The following is a 19,147-nucleotide window of genomic DNA, read 5'->3' as shown; positions in this document are numbered from 1 at the left end:
ATTTATAAAAAAATAGTGATATTGATTATTATACCAAATATAGGTATAATATAGTAAATTTATTTTATAAAAGGAAAATAATGTTTTTTGGGGATTTTAAATTTATAATTTTTTACATACTGATTCCTGTACTTATAATATTGTTTATATTTTCAAGAAAGAAAGTACATAAAGTATTGTCAGTATTTACAAAAAATTCTAATTTTCAAAATGATAGAAATTATAAGAGAATATCAAATTTAAGGATATTTTCTATTATATTTATGATTCTTGCAGTAGCATGCTTGATATTTGCTTTAATGCAGCCTAAATGGGGAATAATAGAACAAAAAATAAAAACAGATAATTATATGGTAACTATAGCATTAGACTTATCTAGGTCTATGGACGCTTATGATGTATGGCCTTCAAGACTAGAAAGAGCTAAAATGGAAATAGAAAAATTCGTTAAAAGCACTGATAATTTATCTGTTGCTTTAGTTGGATTTGCTGGAACAAGTTTTATAGCTTCGCCTTTTACGCAGGATATGGAAACTTTTTCATATATATTGAATAATTTAACTACAAAATCCGTTACATTACAAGGTACTAGAATAGCTGATGCCTTACTTACAGCAAAAAATACATTTAATGTGGATGCTGTAAGTAAAAAAGCAATAGTTCTAATAACAGATGGTGAAGATCATGGCGGATATTTTGATGAGGTTTTAAAACGGTTAAAAGAAATGAATATAAGCGTATATACTATAGGTGTAGGAACAACAGCAGGTGCATCTATAAGTACAGATTTGGGTGTAAGAGAAAAAACTATAATTTCAAAGAGAGATGATAATACATTAAAGTTGATAGCTGATTCTACATCAGGAAAAAGCTATATAGCAGAAAATGTTTCATTGGATAATATATTTAATGATATGAAAAATAATATGGACAGTGTAGCTTCTATAAATAATACTAGAAGTTATAAAGAGAGATTTCAGATATTTCTCGCTATTTCTGTAGGATTGATTTTTATATCAAGCATACTTAATATATTAACTCAAATAAGAATTAAAAATAACAATAAAGAAAGCGTAATTAAGAAAAAAGCAGAATCATATTAAAATAGGAATTTAACATGAAGAAATATCAATTACTGATAATTTTATTATTAATATTTGTATCAATTACTAATGTGTATGCATTTTCATTGAATGAATTAACTGCCAAACTAGATGTAGATAAAGCAAATAGATTAATGAAAAAAGGTGATTATGACGGAGCCATAACTTTGTATGAAAAGGCGTTAAGTAAAGTTCCTAATTCTCCAGAGATATTTTATAATATGGGTACTACAATGTCATCTATTGGGGATCTTAACAGTGCTATTCAATTATTTGATATGGCTAAGAAAAATTCTACAGAAAAAACAAGCAAAGAAATTAAAAGTGCTATTCATTATAATGCAGGATTAACAAGAATAGAAGGAGAAGATTATCAGGGTGCTATAAATGAATTAGTAGAATCTTTAGTTAATGCTCCAAATGATAATAATGCCAAAAGAGCTTTAGAATATGCCTATAAAAAGCTGGAAGAACAGAAGAATCAAAATAATACTGGCCCTAGCACTCAGCAGGATAATAAAGAAAATCAAAGCGGTCAAAGCGATAATAATAATGGAAATTCTGGTCAAAATGATGAAAATAATAATAATCAAGACAATAATCATGGCGACCAAAATAGCCAAAATAATCAAAATAATGATCAGAACAATCAAGATAATCAGGATAATCAAAACAATCAGAACAGCAGTAATGGTGAGGATAATCAGAATAATAACGATAATAATAATCAGGATAATAATTCCAACAATAATGATGATCAAGATAACAACAGCAATCAAAATGAAGACAATCAGGACAGTAAATCGGATATTGACAGATTATTAGAATCTTTAAGACAGTATAGAAAAGATAAAGATAATGGAGATCAATATTACGGCGGAGGAAGAATTGATAAAGATTGGTAATGTTTTTATTAAAGTTATATTAACAGTATTCTTTATTACTTATTCATCACTTTTGGCACAAACTACCATAACGGCTAAATTTTCAGATGAAAAGATAGGCATAGGTGAAGTGTTTACATTATCTGTTACTATTAATAATAATTCCGGACGTGTTACAGTTCCAGATGTAGACGGATTTGTGCTAAGAGGTACATCTCAAAGTGTTAATATGATGTATTCTTCCGGTACGTACAGAACAATAAAAACATATAATTATACCTATGTGGCAAATAAAGAAGGTGTTTACAATATAGATGATATAAGAGTAAAAGTAAATAATAATACTTATGTTGCCAATCCTGTTAAAATCGAAGTCGTTGATGCCCCTGTAAGGAATGCAGATGATAAATATGTTCCAAGCGGTAATGGCTTTGATGATTTTATGAATTATAATATTGATATATTTATTGATAATAAAATAAGCAAAAAAGAAGTATATTTGTATGAACCTATATACATAGAACAGAAAGTTTATTCTCATATACCAGTAAATGTTTTAGGTTTTTCAAAAATACCGGATAGAACCGATTTTATTTCTTATTCAGAATCTTCAGAATACAATTCATTTACTGAAATAATAGATAGAAAAAGAGTAAATGTAATACCATTAAAAAAAGAAGTTTTGTATCCTGTAAAATCTGGAACTAAAGATATATTTACAACGCCTTTTGTTCTTGAAAAAGAGCTTATGTTTTATGATAGAATTCAAGAGGGCGAGCAAAAATTTACTATTAAAGTATTGCCTTTGCCTGATAAAAAAGGATTTGAAAATTTTTCCGGTGCTGTAGGAAATTTTAATTTTAGTGCTAAGGTAAATAAAACTAATGTTGTTGTGGGTGAAGAATTATTGATAACAATAGAAGTTACCGGAGAAGGAAATACATCTATAATAACAATGCCTAAAATTAATGATAATATCACTAATTATTTTTCAGTATATCAGCCTAAAACTTATGAAACAAATTGGTTTGACGGTACAAAGATGCTAGGAAGAAAAGTAAAAGAGTATGTATTAGTTGCTAAGAAAGAAGGAGCATCTACAGTATCAAATATTAATTTCTGTTATTTTTCTCCTGATAATAAAAGTTATACCAATGTTTATTCAAGCGATATTAATTTAATAGTATCTGGAATTAAACAATCAGCATTAGGTCAAAATAATGCTTTATTTGTAAATAATGACGGAGAAGATTTTAATACTATACCTATAAAAAATAGTACTCTAAAGAAAGAAGATAAAAATTTCATGTTATTGAATATGAATATTGTATATATCTACATAATAGTATTGATATTTTTATCTATAGTTATATACAATTCAAATAAGTTATCAAAACTAAAATTATTATTTAATAATTCTAAAAAAGATAAACATTCTGATTTAGATGATATTATAAAATATTATAATGAAAATAACAGACAAGAATATTGCAGACTTGTAGAAAAGAATTTATTAAATGCTTTAAAAAATAAATTTAATATTGACAGTACTCAAAAATTGAATGATTATATTGATAATGAAAAAGCAGAAGAAATTAACAATATAATCAATAAATGTAAATTTGAATTATATTCAGGAAAATCATCTAATAATGAAGATTATCATACTATGGCTATGGAATTAATAAAATATATAAAAGAATTAAAAATAAAAAAGTAAAGAATATGGACTGTAAGTAATATGAAAAAATTGTTATTTATGCTTTTATTATTTCAATCATATATTTTATTTGGTGAAACAAATTTAGTTACTGACTTAGATCAAATAAATAAATTATTTGAAAGTGCTAATACTTTTTATAATGAAGGAAAATATTTAGAAGCTAATAATTTGTATAAAGATATTATTTCATCAAATTTTATTTCAAAAGATTTGTATTATAATTTAGCTTCTTCTTATGCCTCTATAGGAAGCAATGGATATGCTGTTCTTTATTATGAGAAGGCACTTAATATTTCGCCTTTCGATAAAGAAATAAAATCTATGATAAGTTCTATAAATGGAAACAGTGATTATGATTCTGCTCTTATCATAACTATGTATTTACTTTTAATATTATTTTTGATATTTTTTACAATTCTTATTTTACTATTTATTAAAAATAAAAGAATTAATAAATTTTTAGTAATGGTTTCAATAGTATTTTTTATACCATTAATAATAGTAAGCAATTATGTAAATGATGATTATATTGTAACTATTAATAATGCCAATCTATACAGCGGAAGCAGTACAAAGTCTGATATAGTTTCTCAGATAGCAGAGGGTCAAAAATTAAGAATAATTGAAGAATATACTAATTGGTATTATGTACAAGGTAATTTCAAAGGCTGGATAAATAAAAGCGTTGCTGAAAAAATATAGTATTTAAATAATATTTATAAGTACGGTATATACTGAAACAATTTCATTTTGCCGACTACTGCACATTATGTAATATTATCAACTTTTTTGCAGCACACGCTCTGCGGACTTCGTCAAAGTTGCTGCCTACGGCACGCAGAGCGAAAAACGCAATTACTAGAACTTTATATAAAAAATATATGTATGAAATGTAGGGTATAACCTAGATTTAGACTAAAAATGCAGTTTTTTTGGTTCTTTTATACCAATACTTACAGTACTTCCTTCGGTCGTAAAAGAACTGGGGTGTTACGAAGTACGCAGAGCGGTGGGCAAAGCCCCAGATATAAAAACAAAAATATAAATTTATTTTTGACAAAATATAATTGTTTGGGTATATACTAAAATTGTATTATTTAAAAGTTCTCTCATCAAATAGTTTTATTATATCATCTCTTTTCTTTCTTGCTGCTATTCTATAAGCTGTGTTGCCGTAACTGTTTCTCTCTCTAGGATCAGCACCAGCATCTAAAAGTTCTTCTATTATATTTAGAGGTGTACCTATAGTTCTGTATATCTTTCTGTTTAAAGTAGGATCCATTGTAGGTGCCTCATAATCATACATTACAGCACGTATTAAAACTGTATTGCCGTTTCTATCTCTAGCATTAACATTAGCACCAAGATCTATAACCTTTTTTATTAAATCAAAATCTAAATCCCTTTTTTCTATTAAATACATCAATAATGTTTTACCGTCATTTGTACTAAAAGAATTAATATCAGCACCTAAATTAATATATTCATTAAGTATGCGTGTAGAATATGTACTGTCAAAATTAGTAGATATAACTTGAGCATTATATATTATGCCGTCATTTAAATTTGTTGCTCCAGCATTAACTAATTCTTTTATTATATCAATGTTGGTAGTGGCAGTTAATGGAGATTTTCTCTCAGCACCTTTATAATTTCTGTACGCTTCTATATAAGCTCTGGTATTAACATTGGCACCATTATCTATTAAATATTTTACAACTTCTAAATGATTGCCCTCACATGCTGAAACTAAGGCAGGATTAATGTCTTTAGCACCTAATTCTATAAGTTTCTGTACTATCTCTAATTGCCCGCCTATTGCAGCATAAGATAAAGCCAAATTATAATTACTTGCCCCAGCTTTCATTATTTCTTCAGCTATATCCCAATAACCTTCAGCACATGCCACATAAAAGGCAAAATCAAAATCTTTAGCACCAAAATCTAATAATTCCTTTACTATATCCATATTGCCTATTTGAGTTGCATACATTAACGGAGTCATACCATAGTTAATATTATATAAATCTAGGTTCTCCCCTTCCCTCAATAATGTCTTTATTTTATTTAAATCATTATTCTTTATAGAGTCCATCAATTCATCATTTTGAGCAAATAATAAGGCTGTATTAAATATTATAAATAGTAAAATTATTATCTTCTTCATTATTAAATCCAAGTTATAAAATACCGCTATAATTATCGGAAACAATAAAAGTATACTTATTAAATAAAAAATTTGCAAAATTCTAAATAAAATGCCGAAATTAGTAAACATAACTACAATATATTCCTATAGGTATGTTGCTATTTATTTTTATAGGTTTATAATTTTAATATAGGGGTAGAATTAAATATTTAAGAGGTATGAATTATGGAAATAAGTATTCGTAATAATGCTCCTTACATAAGAAACAATAATAGCATAAGAAATAATAACAATAATGTCAATAATATTGTTCAGGAAGCAGCATCTAAAACTCCATTAAGCGAAGTTGGTGTATGTAAAACATGTGCTTCAAGAACTTATCAAGACGGCTCTAATGATATAGGGGTATCATTCAAAAGTCCTACACGTATAGATCCTTCAAGTGCACCTTCGCTTGTAGCATCACATGAACAGGAACATGTTGCTAATAATCAAAGATCAGCAGAAAAAAGCGGCGGAGAAGTTATTTTCCAAAATGTAACATTAACTACTAATATATGCCCAGAATGTAAAAGAGTATATGTTTCAGGCGGTGTTACTAGAGCAGCTATAGCTAGTTCTTCAAGCAAAGGAAATAATATAGATACTTACGCTTAAAAATTTTATTTCTTATTTTTTATTAATACTATAAAAAATCTCTTTTTATAACAAAAGGCTTATTACAAATATAACATGCTATATAGTAATCTCATAGTAAAAAAATTTATTCTTAACATATTTTTATAAAACTTTCATTGATTTTTTATTTTTTAAATATAAAATAATCCAATATAAAAATTTTGGAGATATGTACAAAAATGAGAGAAATAATAAATTTTAACACTAACTGGAAATTTTTCAAAGAATGGAAAGATAATATGAAAAATGAAAAGTTAGATAACGGAGAAAATATTACTTTACCTCATACAGTTGCAGAAATACCTTTACACTATTTTGATGAATCTGATACTTGGCTTGTTGCTGGATATCAAAACTCATTCAAATATGAGAAATCAAAATTAGAAAACAAAAGAGTATTAATTAACTTTGAAGGTGCTATGGCAGCTTGTGAAGTATTTGTTAATGGACAAAGTTTCGGAGAACATAAAGGCGGATATTTACCATTTATACATGATATCACTGATGTATTAAAAGATGGTGACAATATTATATCTGTAAAATTAGACAGTACAGAAAGAAAAGATATACCACCATTCGGACATGAAATAGATTATTTATGTTACGGCGGAATATACAGAGAAGTTCAAATAATAATAGTAGATAATGTTTCTATAGAAAATGTTATGCTTACTGGACTTTCAGATCAAACATTAACAGGAAAAATAAGAATAAGAAATAGTAAAAAAGAAAGTGTAAAAGAAAAAGTTTCTATAGATCTTTATAATAGAGAATATCATATATGTAAAATAGAAAAAGAAGTAACTTTACAAAGCGGTGAATTATTTACAGATATAGAAATAAATGAACATATAGATTCTGACAGAATAGAACTTTGGACTATTGATAATCCTAGACTTTATAAAGCAGAAGCTACTCTTTCTAATGAAGATGCACTTTCTGTAAGAATAGGATTCAGAACTGTTGAGTTTAAAGAAGATGGCTTCTTCTTAAATGGAGAGAAAATCAAATTAAGAGGATTAAACAGACATCAAAGTTTCCCTTATGTTGGTTATGCTATGCCTGAAAGAATACAGAAAAAAGATGCTGATATATTAAAATTCGATTTAGGTCTTAATGTTGTACGTTCTTCACATTACCCTGCTTCAAGACATTTCTTAGACAGATGCGATGAAATAGGTTTAATGGTATTTGAAGAAATTCCTGGCTGGCAGCATATAGGCGATAAAGCTTGGCAAAAAGTTTCTGTAGAAAATGTTAAAGATATGATAGAAAGAGATTTCCACCATGCTTCTATTATAATATGGGGGGTAAGAATCAATGAAAGTCAGGATAATCATGATTTCTACACAGAAACTAATGAAGTTGCTCATAAATTAGATAAAACTAGACAAACAGGCGGTGTAAGATATATAGTTGGAAGCGAACTATTAGAAGATGTATACACAATGAATGACTTTAATTTAGATGGTGTTGCAGATCCTATAAGAGCTCAGAAATGTGTAACTAGATTGGATAAAAATGTTCCTTATATGATAACAGAATATAACGGACACATGTTCCCTACTAAAATGCATGACTGTGAAGAAAGAACTATTGAACATACTAGAAGACATTATGCTGTAATTAATGCTGTTGCTATAGATAAACATCTTGCTGGTTCTACTGGTTGGTGTACTTTCGATTATCATACACATTATAATTTCGGTTCTGGAGACAGAATTTGTTATCATGGTGTTTATGATATGTTTAGAAATCCAAAATTGGCTGCAAGCGTATATTCATCACAAATGAGTAAAAAGAATGGTATAGTATTAGAACCTATAACATTATATGCCAGAGGAGAAAGATCTATAGGAGGTGTTTCACCTTTAATGATTTCTACAAACTGTGATTATATAGAAATATATCATAATAATGATTTAATAACTAAAGAATACCCAGCAACTGGAAAATATCAAGGCTTAAAACATCCTCCTGTAATAGTAAATTTAGCTGTTAATATTCCTGGTGTAAGTGAAATGGACTGGGTTGATATTAGAATAGTCGGCTATATAGATGGAAAACCAGCTATAGAAAAAACTTATTTAAGCAACCCTACTTTCAAAGCATTAGAAGTAAAAGCTGATGATACAGAAATAAATTCTATAAATGATGGTTCTACTTGGGACTGTACTAGAATTACAGTAAAAGCTGTTGATGCTGTAGGAAATAGACTTCCATATATAAATGAAGCTATAATAATAGATGTTCAAGGTGACGGAGAATTAATAGGAAACGATAATCCTGTACTTGAAGGCGGTTACTATTCTTTCTGGGTTAAATCAAATGATAAAAAAGGAAGCATAAAAGTAACTGTAAAAAATAAAAGAGTTGCTGATCAAACTTTAGAAATCAAAGTAAAATAATTAATTTAGTATAAATAAAATTATTTATAGGGCTTGAATATATAATATTCAGGCCCTTTTTTATTATAAAATTATATACTCATAAATAACAATACTTGTTTTATTTTAAATTTATTGTTTAATATAATTAGAAAATTTATTAAAGCAGGTAAACCCAATGAAAAATGAAGATATAAAAAAATATGTAGAAGTTATATATGATTTTTGGTACACTTCTAATAGATTTTATTATTTGTGGGCTAAACAATACGGTATTACAGATTTAGCATTATTTACTTTATTTATCATATATAATAGTAAAGAATGTATGCAAAACACAATAACAGAAAAATTATCTGTACCAAAACAAACTGTATGTTCTATATTAGATAATTTTGAAAAAAAAGGATATATAAAGAAAAAAATTAATCCTGAAGATAAAAGAAACAGATTAATAAGTTTAACAAAAAAAGGATTAACTTTTGCTGAACCTATTTTAAAAGAATTAGAAAAATTAGATGTAGCAATGCTAAAATGCTTATCAGCAGAAGAAATAAAAAATTATGTAGAACCTCAAAAGAAACTTATCAATTTTATGGAAAATTATTTTAATAACTAATATATTGAATTTATATTAATAATCATTATAATAATATAATTAATACTATATAAAGGCGGTTTTATTTTGAAAGTTATACCTTCAGATAGTCTTTTAAAAAACAGACAAGAAAAAGTTAGTGAAAAATTATGTGCGGATTGTAATTCTTTATGCTGTCATGACTTGGTTATGGAAATAGCTCCACCTAAAAATGAAAGCGAACTTAATACATTAAAATGGTATTTACATTTCAGACATTCATTTATTTTTATATATGAAAAAACTTGGTATCATATGATAAGAAGCGAATGCAGATATTTAGATAAAAAAACTTATCTTTGTAAAAATTATGAAAACAGAAATGAAATTTGTTCAAAGCATAGCCCTCCAAAATGTGAAAGATACGAAGAATGGTATGATATAATCTTTGATGATCAATATGAATTGGAAAAATATGTTTATGAAAATAAAATTATAAAGAAAAAATCAAGCAGCAAGAAAAAAACTGCTAAAAAAGTAAAAAATAAATAATATTATGAAAAAACAAAAAATCAAAAGAGTATGCATAACATATCCGCCGTTTGAATATAATAATGGATATCCTCTGATATCTTTAAATAGACAATTTCAATGGTTAAGAAATCCATCTTTTTCATACCCTATTATTCCATCTTATGCAGCTACTCTTTTAAAAAATAATGGTATTAATGTTGTATTTCTTGATACAATAGCAAGAAGTATGACAACTATAGAATGGTTTGAAAATATAGAAAGTATATCTCCAGACTTAATATTTTTTGAAGTAAAAACTCCTCTTATTAATTATATATGGGATACAATAGAAGTACTAAAAGGAAAATATGAAGATACTTATATAGTTTTAGCAGGAGATCATGTTACAGCCTTACCAGAAGAAAGTATGGAAAAATCAAAAGCAGATTTCATACTAACAGGCGGTGATTATGATATGCTTCTTTTGAATTTGGTTAATCATATTAATAACGGAGAAAAATTAGATAAAGGAATATACTATAGAACAATAAATGGAAATATAAGAAATACTGGAAAATTTGTATTAGATGAATCATTAGACAGACTTCCATTTATAGACAGAAACCTTACTAACTGGAAATTATATTCCAAATCAAATGATTATTTTAAGAGAACTCCAGGAACATTTATAATGGCTGGCAGAGGCTCTATATATAATAACTATAACAGTAATTCGTCTAATATACTTTTTAACAATATAAGATTAAGAAATCCTATTAATGTAGTAGACGAAATAGAATATTTAAATAAACGTTATGGCATAAAAGAAATATTAGACGGAACAGTTTACTTTCCTACAGGAGAATGGCTTTCATTATTCTGTGAAACTATGAAAGAAAGAAAATTAAATAAAAAAGTGCATATAGATTGTTATATATATCTTGGAGTTTTGGAATATCAAGATTATAAAATGATGAAAAAAGCAGGATTTAAAACTGTTATTTTTAATTTGCCTTCTGGAAATACTAAAACAATAGAACATCTTGGAATAAAAAACAATAATATAGAAAATATAGTAAACTCTATCAAATTAGCTAGAAAAGCCGGACTATTTACAGATATGATGGTAAAAATAGGATATCCTTGGGAAAATAATGAAGATATAATAAATACTTTTGAAATAGTAAAAGATTTAATGCTGAATGGTTATATTAACTCAATGAATGCATCTATATTTGTACCATATCCGGGAACTAAACTATTTGAATACTGCGATGAACATAATCTAATTACAACAAAAAATTGGTTCGATTATGATATGAGAAAAAATGTAATGGAATTAGATATAGAAGATGAAAAAATATTTAAATATATAGAATATTTCTATAATTTATCTTTTAATCCTCTATATGTATTAAATAAAATAAAAAGCATAAGAGATATTTACGATATAAAATATCATATAAGATCATTAAAGAATGTATTATCATATTATATGAAAGATAATGATGCAATGTAAAAAAAATTTATACTTGCATATTAGCAATTTTAATGATATTCTTTTATTATGGTTTTATATAGCATAAATATTTTGAATATTCAAGGAACATAATTTAGATGAAAAAAATATTTGTTTTTATATTATCTATAATTTTTATACAAAGTAATTTATTATTTAATGATGTAGTTAATAGCATTGTGGGAATAGTAGGTTCTATGCCAATCACCTATGAAGATTTCATAAGCAGAAGAACTTTTTTAAGACTTCAGGCTAGATCTATAGGACAAAAAATTAATGATGATATGGTTTACAAAGATTTAATAGAAGAAAGAATAATGTATTTAAAACTAAAAGAATACAATTATGTTATAGAAGAAAATGATGTAAGCAGAAGATTAGAAAACATAGCAAAACAATATAATATGACTTTAGACCAATTTGCAAAGCAATTAATGGCTGAAGGAATATCTTATGAAGAATACAGAAATTCTATAAGAAAACAAATAGCTATGGAAAATTTAAATGGATTAGTAGTTAATAATACAGAAATAACAGATGCTGAAGCAGACGAATTCTATAACAGCACAAAAGATAAATCAGCATTTGAAGTAGATACATTAGTAAAACTTTCTTGGATATTTTTCAAAGCCACAACATTCACAGAAAAAGGCGAAAAACAGGAATTAGCAAAAAAAGTAAGAGGTATGGCGGCAAGAGGACAGGATTTTGCAGAACTTGCTAAAAAATACAGCGACGATGCTGCTACAAAAGATAACGGCGGAGATTTAGGCTACAATTTACTATATGATGCTGGAAAAAGATCATTACCTGCCCAAATAAATGCCGGTCTTAATTTAGCTAAAAGAGGATACAAAGTAGGTACTGTAAGCAGCGTAAGAGAATTAGTAGGAAAAGGTTTTTATATAGTAAAAATAGTTGGTGTTGAAAAAGATATGGAAAGCATAAGAACAAGAGTGAAAAACTATCTTGGTGAAATACGTATGAGAGAATCTTTTGTAAAATGGCTAGATGAAGAAACTAAAAGAGTATCTGTACAATTATATAAATAAAAATATTTTAATTATACATTGACTAAAAATTAATAATAATAAAATAATAAATAAAGCCTGTTCATAATTATTTATGAGCAGGCTTTTTATTTTAATAAATTTATTCAAACATTTTTATAATTATATTTTTATACTTAATACTTATAAAAAATTATTTAGTATAAATCTTACCGCCATGACGTTCTTTTATTTTGCTTACAGTTTCAGCCATCATATTAACAGAAGCCATAATTTCTTCAAAAGTATCTGGTTTTATAGACTGAGCACCATCGCATAAAGCATGTTCAGGGTCATTATGTACTTCTATTATCATACCGTCAGCACCAGCAGCAAGAGCAGCTAAAGTCAAAGGAAGTGCCATCCAAGATTTACCGCTTGCATGAGAAGGATCCCCTATTACTGGCAAATGGCTCATTCTTTTTATCATAGGTATAGCAGAAACATCGAAAGTATTTCTAGTATAAGTTTCAAAAGTTCTTATTCCTCTTTCACATAATACTACATCGCTGTTTCCTTTATCAAGTATATATTCAGCACTCATTAGCCATTCTTCCATAGTATTAGCTAAACCTCTTTTTAAAAGTATAGGCTTTTTTAATTTTCCTACTTCTTTTAAAAGCTCGAAATTCTGCATATTTCTTGCACCAATCTGTATCATATCAACAGTATTTTCAAAATCTTCTAAATGTCTTATAGATACAATCTCACTTACTATAGGTATACCAACTTCTTCTTTAGCAAGCTTTAATATTTTAAGTCCGTCAAGAGCCAAACCTTGGAAAGCATAAGGGGAAGTTCTAGGCTTGAAAGCTCCTCCTCTAAGTATTGAAGCACCAGCAGCTTTTACACTTTTAGCAATATTAATAACCTGTTCCTCACTTTCTACAGAACAAGGGCCTGCAATTATAACTGGCTTTCCTGCACCTATTTTTACACCGCTTACATCAACTACAGTATCTTCTTTTTTGAAAGCTCTGTTTGCTCTTTTGAAAGGTTCTTGTACTTTTAAAACTCTAGCAACACCTGGTAAAGTAGCCATTAATTCTCTGTCAACCTTAGAAGTATCCCCTACTATACCTATAACAGTACAGTCAACACCTACTATCTTATTAGTGCCTAATCCTGCTTCAATAAGTCTGTCTGTTATATTATTTATATATTCTTCTTTAGCATTTGGTTTCATTACAATAATCATAGTAATAAATCTCCTTAATAAATTTAAAATATTATGTTAATTAATTGTTTTTATAGTTTTTTATCATGAAAAATGTTAAATTAAAAAATTTAATTTTATATATTTGTATTGTTTGTGAAAATGATAGAATATTATACTGGCGCCTTAAACGCCAAAAAAGCTAAAGAAAAATGAGAAGCAAAAAGAGCTGCTTATGATAGAGTTAGTAAAAATCTTACCTTTCATAGTAATATATTATATATAAATATTGATAAAAGTCAAGAAAAAATAATTGTAATTTTATCTAAAAATAACAACGTATATATAAATAAATTCATTGATTTTATTATAAAATATTATAGAATAAGTAAAATATATAGCTAAAATAATTTTTTAAGGCGGTATTTTTTATGAAATTAAATAAATATATGGTTTCCCCATCCGTACCAAAAGAATTAGAACCACTCATAGAAATTACTAAAAACTTTTGGTGGTGCTGGAACCAAAAAGCAGTAACTTTATTAAGAACTATAGACATTGATAACTGGGATGAAAGAGATCATAACCCTATAAGAGTTCTTGGAGAATCTTTACAGGAACGTTTTGATGCTATGCTTCAAGATGATGCTGCTATGATGAACTTAGCTGAAGTTTATGATGAGTTTAAAACTTACATGAAACAAGAAACTTGGTATGATAGTTTAGATGAAAGTCAAAAAACTCATAATGAAAAAATAGCTTATTTCTCTTTTGAATATGGTTTGCATGAATCTTTACCTAACTATTCAGGCGGTCTTGGTATATTATCCGGAGACCATTTAAAATCTGCTAGTGATTTAGGTTTGCCTTTAGTAGCAGTTGGTCTTTTATACAGAAAAGGATATTTCAGACAATATTTAAATGCTGATGGTTGGCAACAAGAATATGATATAGAAAATGACTTCTTTAACTTGGCTTTAGAAAAAGTTTTAGATAAAAACGGCGAAACTATGAAAGTAGATGTTGATCTGCCTGGAAGAAAAGTTTATGCTCAAATTTGGAAAGCTAATGTAGGAAGAATAGAACTTTATTACTTAGATGCTAATATAGAAGAAAACAGTGTTGAAGATAGAGACATTACTGCTCAGCTTTACGGCGGTAATTTAGAAACTAGAATACAGCAGGAAATATTACTTGGTATTGGCGGTGTTAAAGCTTTAGAAAAATTAGGAATTAAACCTACTATATACCACATGAACGAAGGTCACAGTGCTTTCCTCTCTTTAGAAAGAATAAGACAATTAATAGAAAATAATCATTTAGATAAAAATACAGCAAGAGAAGTTGTATTCAGTTCTAACATATTTACAACTCACACTCCTGTACCTGCTGGTAATGATATATTCCCTATAGATATGATTCAAAAATATTTCACAGAATATGTTAAGCATATCGATATGACTATGGACGAATTCATAAGACTTGGAAGAATCAATCCAGATGATCAAAAAGAAAGTTTCTGTATGACAGTACTTGCTCTTAACCTTTCTGCTGAAAATAACGGTGTTAGTGAACTTCACGGACATGTATCAAGAGCTATGTGGAAAGATATCTGGAAAGGTGTTCCAGTTAATGAGCTTCCTATAGATTCTATTACAAATGGTATTCACACTTTAAGCTGGATATCTTTTGATATGCAAAACTTATTAGACAGATATTTAGGACCTCGTTGGAGAACTAAACCTTTAGAATATGAAATTTGGGAAAGAGTTCAAAAAATACCTGATGCTGAACTTTGGAGAACTCATGAAAGAAGAAAAGAAAGACTTATTGACTTCTGTAGAGAAAGATTAAAAACACAAATAACAAACAGAGGATTCACAAAAAGCGAAATAGAACATGCTGATCAAATACTTTCTCCTGAAGCTTTAACAATAGGTTTCGCTAGAAGATTTGCTACTTACAAAAGAGGAACATTACTTTTCAGAGATTTAGAAAGATTAAAGAAAATAGTTAATAATTCTGAAAGACCTGTACAAATAATATTTGCTGGTAAAGCTCACCCACATGATAATGGCGGTAAAGAATTAATCAGAAATATTGCTGAAATATGCAGAAGAGAAGATTTAAGAGATCATATAGTATTCATTGAAGACTATGATATCAATGTAGCTAGATATATGGTACAAGGTGTTGACGTATGGCTTAACAACCCAAGAAGACCTTTAGAAGCAAGCGGTACAAGCGGAATGAAAGTACCACCAAACGGAGGTTTAAACTTCAGCGTATTAGATGGTTGGTGGGACGAAGCTTATGACGGTCAAAACGGCTGGCCTATCGGTAACAGAGAAGAATATACTGATTTAGAATATCAAGATGAAGTTGAAAGTAAAGCTCTTTATAATGTATTAGAAAATGAAATTATACCTCTATTCTATGACAGAGGAAGAGATAATATTCCTAGACAATGGGTTGCTGCTATGAAATGGAGTATGCAAACTGTTTGTCCTGTATTCTCTACTAATAGAATGGTTGCTGATTACTTCAATAAATTCTATAACAATGCTAGCAAAAGATATTTCAATATGACTGAAAATGAATTTGCTAAAGCTAAAAACTTAAAAGCTTGGAAGCAAGATATAGCTTCAAAATGGTCTAAAGTATCATTTGAAAATACTATTTCAGAAATGCCTTCAAGAAATTTAAAAGTTGGAAGCAAATTTGAAGTAAAAACTATAGTAAATTTAGGCGATATAGCTCCTGATTCAGTTAGAGTAGAACTTTATTATGGTAAATTAAGCATGAAAGAAGATATACTTGAGCCTATTATCGTTGAAATGCAACATTCTGCAGATTTAGGAAATGGAAGACATTCATTCTCTGGTATGTTAGAATGTGTTAATAGCGGTCAAAGCGGTTATGCTATAAGAATGTATCCATACAATAAAGACTTAAGTTATAAATTCGATATGAAACTTATTATATGGGGTTAATACTTAAAACGGTAACTATATAAATATGAGGGCTTAGACTTAAAAAAGTTTAAGCCCTTTTTATTTTTAAAAAATACTATTGATAAAATTCTAAACAAATATTATATTTTATCTTATTAAAAAACTAATTTTAATAAAAAAACATTTTCTGATTAAAATAATAACATTCAATTTCTTATATAGGATTTACTATGATAGCCGTTTTCGTAAATATGGTAGCTGTATTAATAGGCTCTTTAATTGGACTTATATTTAAAAATAAATTATCAAAAAGATATGAAGAACCTGTGTTTATATCTGCTGGTATAATATCACTTACAATAGGTATAAGCATGGCAATAACCACAAAGCATATATTAATATTTGCTGTATCTATAATGCTTGGAGGAATTACAGGCACATTCTTAAAAATAGAGCAAAAGATAGAAAATTTCGGAGAGTTCTTAAAAAGAAAATTAACTCTAAAAGAAAATTCAGGAAGTTTTGCTTTGGGATTTTTAACATCTTCTATATTATTTTGTTCAGGCTCTATGTCTATACTTGGTTCTTTTCAAGCTGGAACTCAAGGAGTATACGATTTAATATTTACTAAAAGTGTTATAGACGGATTTGTGGCAATATTTATGTCTACAGTTTATGGTATTGGTGTTGCATTCTCTATAATAAGCATATTCCTTTATCAAGGTACTTTAACTATACTTTCATCATTCTTAGAACCTTATGTATCAGAAACAATGTTAACAGAAATTTCAGCTGTTGGAGGAGCTACTGTTATGATGATTGGAATAAATTTATTAAAATTAGCAAAAATTAAAACAGGTGATTTCCTTCCGGCTTTAGTTTATGCAATATTGCTAGTTTTGCTTATACCGTATATTAATTTTTTATGATATAATAATTAAAGAATATATAATTAAAAGTTAGGAGAGATAATCGTATGAATAATGCAGTAAAAGAATATATTGATTATACTAAACAAAAAGCGAATATTGATGAGGTTATAAATAAAAAATTAATATCTCAAAATGATAAATTCTTAAAATTGAAAGAATATGTAAAAAATAATCATGAAGAAGAAATGGATATTTGCAGAGAGATATCATTAGAATTTGATAATATGGATATATTAAAATCATATTATGCAGCAAATTTTGTAGGACATGCTTTGCATCACTGTGAAAAAGCTGATGATGAAATCGGAAAGAGAATAATAAATTTATTTTTTAAGAATATTGATTTAGCATGTAAATTTATAGATAATGTATCACAGTTATACAATGTAGATGAAGATGAACTTACAGAAGAGGATATAGCAAATGTTAGTATAGAAGTAATGTATAGAACAGATTATAAGCCTTTAGAAGCATTTATGGGCATAGATACAATGATTGCTCCTGTAATGACTGTTATATGTTCAAATCAGGATTTAAGAAAATATTTCATAAGTTTAGATTTAATAGATCATATAGAATACTTAGAAACTTATGTTAACACATTATCATATATATATGTAGGTGTAGAAGCATGCTGTAAAACAAAAGTCTTGGTATTAACACCAAAGATGGAAAGAGGTTTTTATATAGAAGCTTCAGATATGAGTAATGGATACTATCTTATAACTTTATTAGAAAGCGAATTATATAAAAAAGATTTATTAAAAAGATACGGAATAGATAATTATGAATTCAATGAAACTGTTTATAATATAGCAACAGGTGTTTCTCATGCTAAGGAATTAATAGAAGCTCAAGCACATCAGCAATACTATACAATATACGCTCTACAAAAAGACGGAACATACAAAATAGAAAACGAAAATGGTGAATTAGAATTAATGAATATGTTATACGGAGATATGTCACCGGAAGAAATACCAGATATAGACGGAACACATATTATAATTATGGATAGCAAAGGAATGTGGAATAAACCTATAAAATGGGATATGAGTTATTTTTCTAAGCCTCATCAAAAGTTGAATCCTTATGTTAAAATATTAGATGAAATATCAGATGAAGAATATAAAAGTTGGATAGAAAAGATAAAAAATTATAATTAATATATTAATATTTTTGCTTTTATATCTGGGGCTTTGCCCTTAAGAAGTACAGCGTACAGCACCCTACTTCTTTTGCCGATTAGGCACCTACTTGGTAGTGCCCCAAAGAAGCAGGCACAGCCCACCTGAGGCGAAGGGCTATATTTGACGAAGTCCACCTTTAGGTGTGCTTAAATTAATAAGCTATCTTACATGTAAAACAATTTTAGTATGATTTAATACTAATTATTTAATTGCACTTTCGCGGAGCGTATCCGAGCCTGTCGAGGATATAGGTTCTTTGACGCTGTCCGCCTGTGGCGTGCGGCGGGAAAAAGAACAACAAAAAAATTGACAAACTTAAAAATTTTTAGTATA

At 27.8% G+C, this 19,147-nt stretch carries 15 protein-coding genes; 13 read left to right on the top strand and 2 right to left on the bottom strand.

Translation table 11 applies throughout. From position 1 onward, the window contains the following. The first annotated feature begins 80 nt into the window (after nt 1–80). From R4K56_RS12365 to R4K56_RS12350, 4 genes are read left to right on the top strand one after another with little or no spacing between them, the layout of a single operon-like run. On the top strand, nt 81–1,103 hold the full coding sequence (locus tag R4K56_RS12365) for a vWA domain-containing protein (RefSeq protein WP_335773167.1): 1,023 nt from the start codon (nt 81–83) through the stop codon (nt 1,101–1,103). Between the two features lie 14 nt (nt 1,104–1,117). Next, the gene (locus tag R4K56_RS12360; RefSeq protein ID WP_335769414.1) at nt 1,118–2,008 is read left to right on the top strand and encodes a tetratricopeptide repeat protein; all 891 of its coding nucleotides are present in this window, start codon (nt 1,118–1,120) and stop codon (nt 2,006–2,008) included. Beyond that, nucleotides 1,962–3,707, top strand: coding sequence for a BatD family protein (locus R4K56_RS12355; RefSeq protein ID WP_335773166.1), 1,746 nt, complete (start codon nt 1,962–1,964; stop codon nt 3,705–3,707). Before R4K56_RS12360 ends, R4K56_RS12355 begins: the two co-directional genes overlap by 47 nt. Before the next feature lie 21 nt (nt 3,708–3,728). After that, the gene (locus R4K56_RS12350) at nt 3,729–4,412 is read left to right on the top strand and encodes a tetratricopeptide repeat protein (RefSeq protein WP_335773165.1); all 684 of its coding nucleotides are present in this window, start codon (nt 3,729–3,731) and stop codon (nt 4,410–4,412) included. A gap of 391 nt (nt 4,413–4,803) precedes the next feature. On the opposite strand, the gene R4K56_RS12345 is transcribed toward R4K56_RS12350, so the two are convergent. After that, nucleotides 4,804–5,877 (bottom strand): ankyrin repeat domain-containing protein, encoded by a 1,074-nt coding sequence (locus R4K56_RS12345; RefSeq protein ID WP_335772890.1) that lies wholly within the window; start codon nt 5,875–5,877, stop codon nt 4,804–4,806. 207 nt (nt 5,878–6,084) lie between these two features. Between R4K56_RS12345 and R4K56_RS12340 the strand changes: the two genes are divergently transcribed. The 6 genes from R4K56_RS12340 (at nt 6,085) to R4K56_RS12315 (ending at nt 12,585) form a co-directional block, all read left to right on the top strand. Then, nucleotides 6,085–6,516 (top strand): hypothetical protein, encoded by a 432-nt coding sequence (locus R4K56_RS12340; RefSeq protein WP_335772889.1) that lies wholly within the window; start codon nt 6,085–6,087, stop codon nt 6,514–6,516. A gap of 200 nt (nt 6,517–6,716) precedes the next feature. Then, the gene (locus tag R4K56_RS12335) at nt 6,717–8,945 is read left to right on the top strand and encodes a glycoside hydrolase family 2 protein (RefSeq protein ID WP_335772888.1); all 2,229 of its coding nucleotides are present in this window, start codon (nt 6,717–6,719) and stop codon (nt 8,943–8,945) included. A gap of 157 nt (nt 8,946–9,102) precedes the next feature. Then, nucleotides 9,103–9,543: a MarR family winged helix-turn-helix transcriptional regulator gene (locus R4K56_RS12330; protein ID WP_335758192.1), complete on the top strand. Its 441-nt coding sequence runs from the start codon at nt 9,103–9,105 to the stop codon at nt 9,541–9,543. Nucleotides 9,544–9,609: 66 nt separating this feature from the next. Continuing rightward, nucleotides 9,610–10,053 (top strand): YkgJ family cysteine cluster protein, encoded by a 444-nt coding sequence (locus R4K56_RS12325; protein ID WP_335772887.1) that lies wholly within the window; start codon nt 9,610–9,612, stop codon nt 10,051–10,053. A gap of 4 nt (nt 10,054–10,057) precedes the next feature. Further along, a complete protein-coding gene (locus R4K56_RS12320) occupies nt 10,058–11,533 on the top strand; it encodes a B12-binding domain-containing radical SAM protein (RefSeq protein ID WP_335772886.1) in 1,476 nt (491 codons plus the stop codon). Between the two features lie 98 nt (nt 11,534–11,631). Then, complete coding sequence (locus R4K56_RS12315) at nt 11,632–12,585, top strand: peptidylprolyl isomerase (RefSeq protein WP_335758195.1); 954 nt, start codon at nt 11,632–11,634, stop codon at nt 12,583–12,585. A 151-nt stretch (nt 12,586–12,736) separates the two neighbouring features. Here R4K56_RS12315 and aroF read toward each other — a convergent pair whose 3' ends face one another. Next, complete coding sequence (gene aroF / locus R4K56_RS12310) at nt 12,737–13,780, bottom strand: 3-deoxy-7-phosphoheptulonate synthase (protein WP_335758196.1); 1,044 nt, start codon at nt 13,778–13,780, stop codon at nt 12,737–12,739. 389 nt (nt 13,781–14,169) lie between these two features. Between aroF and glgP the strand changes: the two genes are divergently transcribed. From glgP to R4K56_RS12295, 3 genes are all read left to right on the top strand, one after another. Beyond that, nucleotides 14,170–16,731, top strand: a complete 2,562-nt coding sequence (gene glgP, locus R4K56_RS12305) for an alpha-glucan family phosphorylase (protein WP_335772885.1) — start codon at nt 14,170–14,172, stop codon at nt 16,729–16,731. A 191-nt stretch (nt 16,732–16,922) separates the two neighbouring features. Continuing rightward, nucleotides 16,923–17,621: a DUF554 domain-containing protein gene (locus tag R4K56_RS12300; protein WP_335758198.1), complete on the top strand. Its 699-nt coding sequence runs from the start codon at nt 16,923–16,925 to the stop codon at nt 17,619–17,621. Nucleotides 17,622–17,668: 47 nt separating this feature from the next. Then, entirely contained in the window at nt 17,669–18,790 is a 1,122-nt protein-coding gene (locus R4K56_RS12295; protein WP_335772884.1) for a hypothetical protein, read from the top strand. Nucleotides 18,791–19,147 lie beyond the last annotated feature (357 nt).

The sequence above is a fragment of the Brachyspira pulli genome, assembly GCF_036997785.1.
In the GTDB taxonomy this organism is placed as follows: domain Bacteria; phylum Spirochaetota; class Brachyspiria; order Brachyspirales; family Brachyspiraceae; genus Brachyspira; species Brachyspira pulli.
The sequence above is the reverse complement of the archived record's forward strand: the minus strand, read 5'-3'. Positions and strand labels throughout refer to the sequence as shown.

Excerpts from the sequence above, each read along its gene's own strand:
- R4K56_RS12365 (WP_335773167.1), top strand. The coding sequence starts at position 81 with ATGTTTTTTGGGGATTTTAAATTTATAATTTTTTACATACTGATTCCT.
- R4K56_RS12360 (WP_335769414.1), top strand. The coding sequence starts at position 1,118 with ATGAAGAAATATCAATTACTGATAATTTTATTATTAATATTTGTATCA.
- R4K56_RS12355 (WP_335773166.1), top strand. The coding sequence starts at position 1,962 with ATGGAGATCAATATTACGGCGGAGGAAGAATTGATAAAGATTGGTAAT.
- R4K56_RS12350 (WP_335773165.1), top strand. The coding sequence starts at position 3,729 with ATGAAAAAATTGTTATTTATGCTTTTATTATTTCAATCATATATTTTA.
- R4K56_RS12345 (WP_335772890.1), bottom strand. The coding sequence starts at position 5,877 with ATGAAGAAGATAATAATTTTACTATTTATAATATTTAATACAGCCTTA.
- R4K56_RS12340 (WP_335772889.1), top strand. The coding sequence starts at position 6,085 with ATGGAAATAAGTATTCGTAATAATGCTCCTTACATAAGAAACAATAAT.
- R4K56_RS12335 (WP_335772888.1), top strand. The coding sequence starts at position 6,717 with ATGAGAGAAATAATAAATTTTAACACTAACTGGAAATTTTTCAAAGAA.
- R4K56_RS12330 (WP_335758192.1), top strand. The coding sequence starts at position 9,103 with ATGAAAAATGAAGATATAAAAAAATATGTAGAAGTTATATATGATTTT.
- R4K56_RS12320 (WP_335772886.1), top strand. The coding sequence starts at position 10,058 with ATGAAAAAACAAAAAATCAAAAGAGTATGCATAACATATCCGCCGTTT.
- R4K56_RS12315 (WP_335758195.1), top strand. The coding sequence starts at position 11,632 with ATGAAAAAAATATTTGTTTTTATATTATCTATAATTTTTATACAAAGT.
- aroF (WP_335758196.1), bottom strand. The coding sequence starts at position 13,780 with ATGATTATTGTAATGAAACCAAATGCTAAAGAAGAATATATAAATAAT.
- glgP (WP_335772885.1), top strand. The coding sequence starts at position 14,170 with ATGAAATTAAATAAATATATGGTTTCCCCATCCGTACCAAAAGAATTA.
- R4K56_RS12300 (WP_335758198.1), top strand. The coding sequence starts at position 16,923 with ATGATAGCCGTTTTCGTAAATATGGTAGCTGTATTAATAGGCTCTTTA.
- R4K56_RS12295 (WP_335772884.1), top strand. The coding sequence starts at position 17,669 with ATGAATAATGCAGTAAAAGAATATATTGATTATACTAAACAAAAAGCG.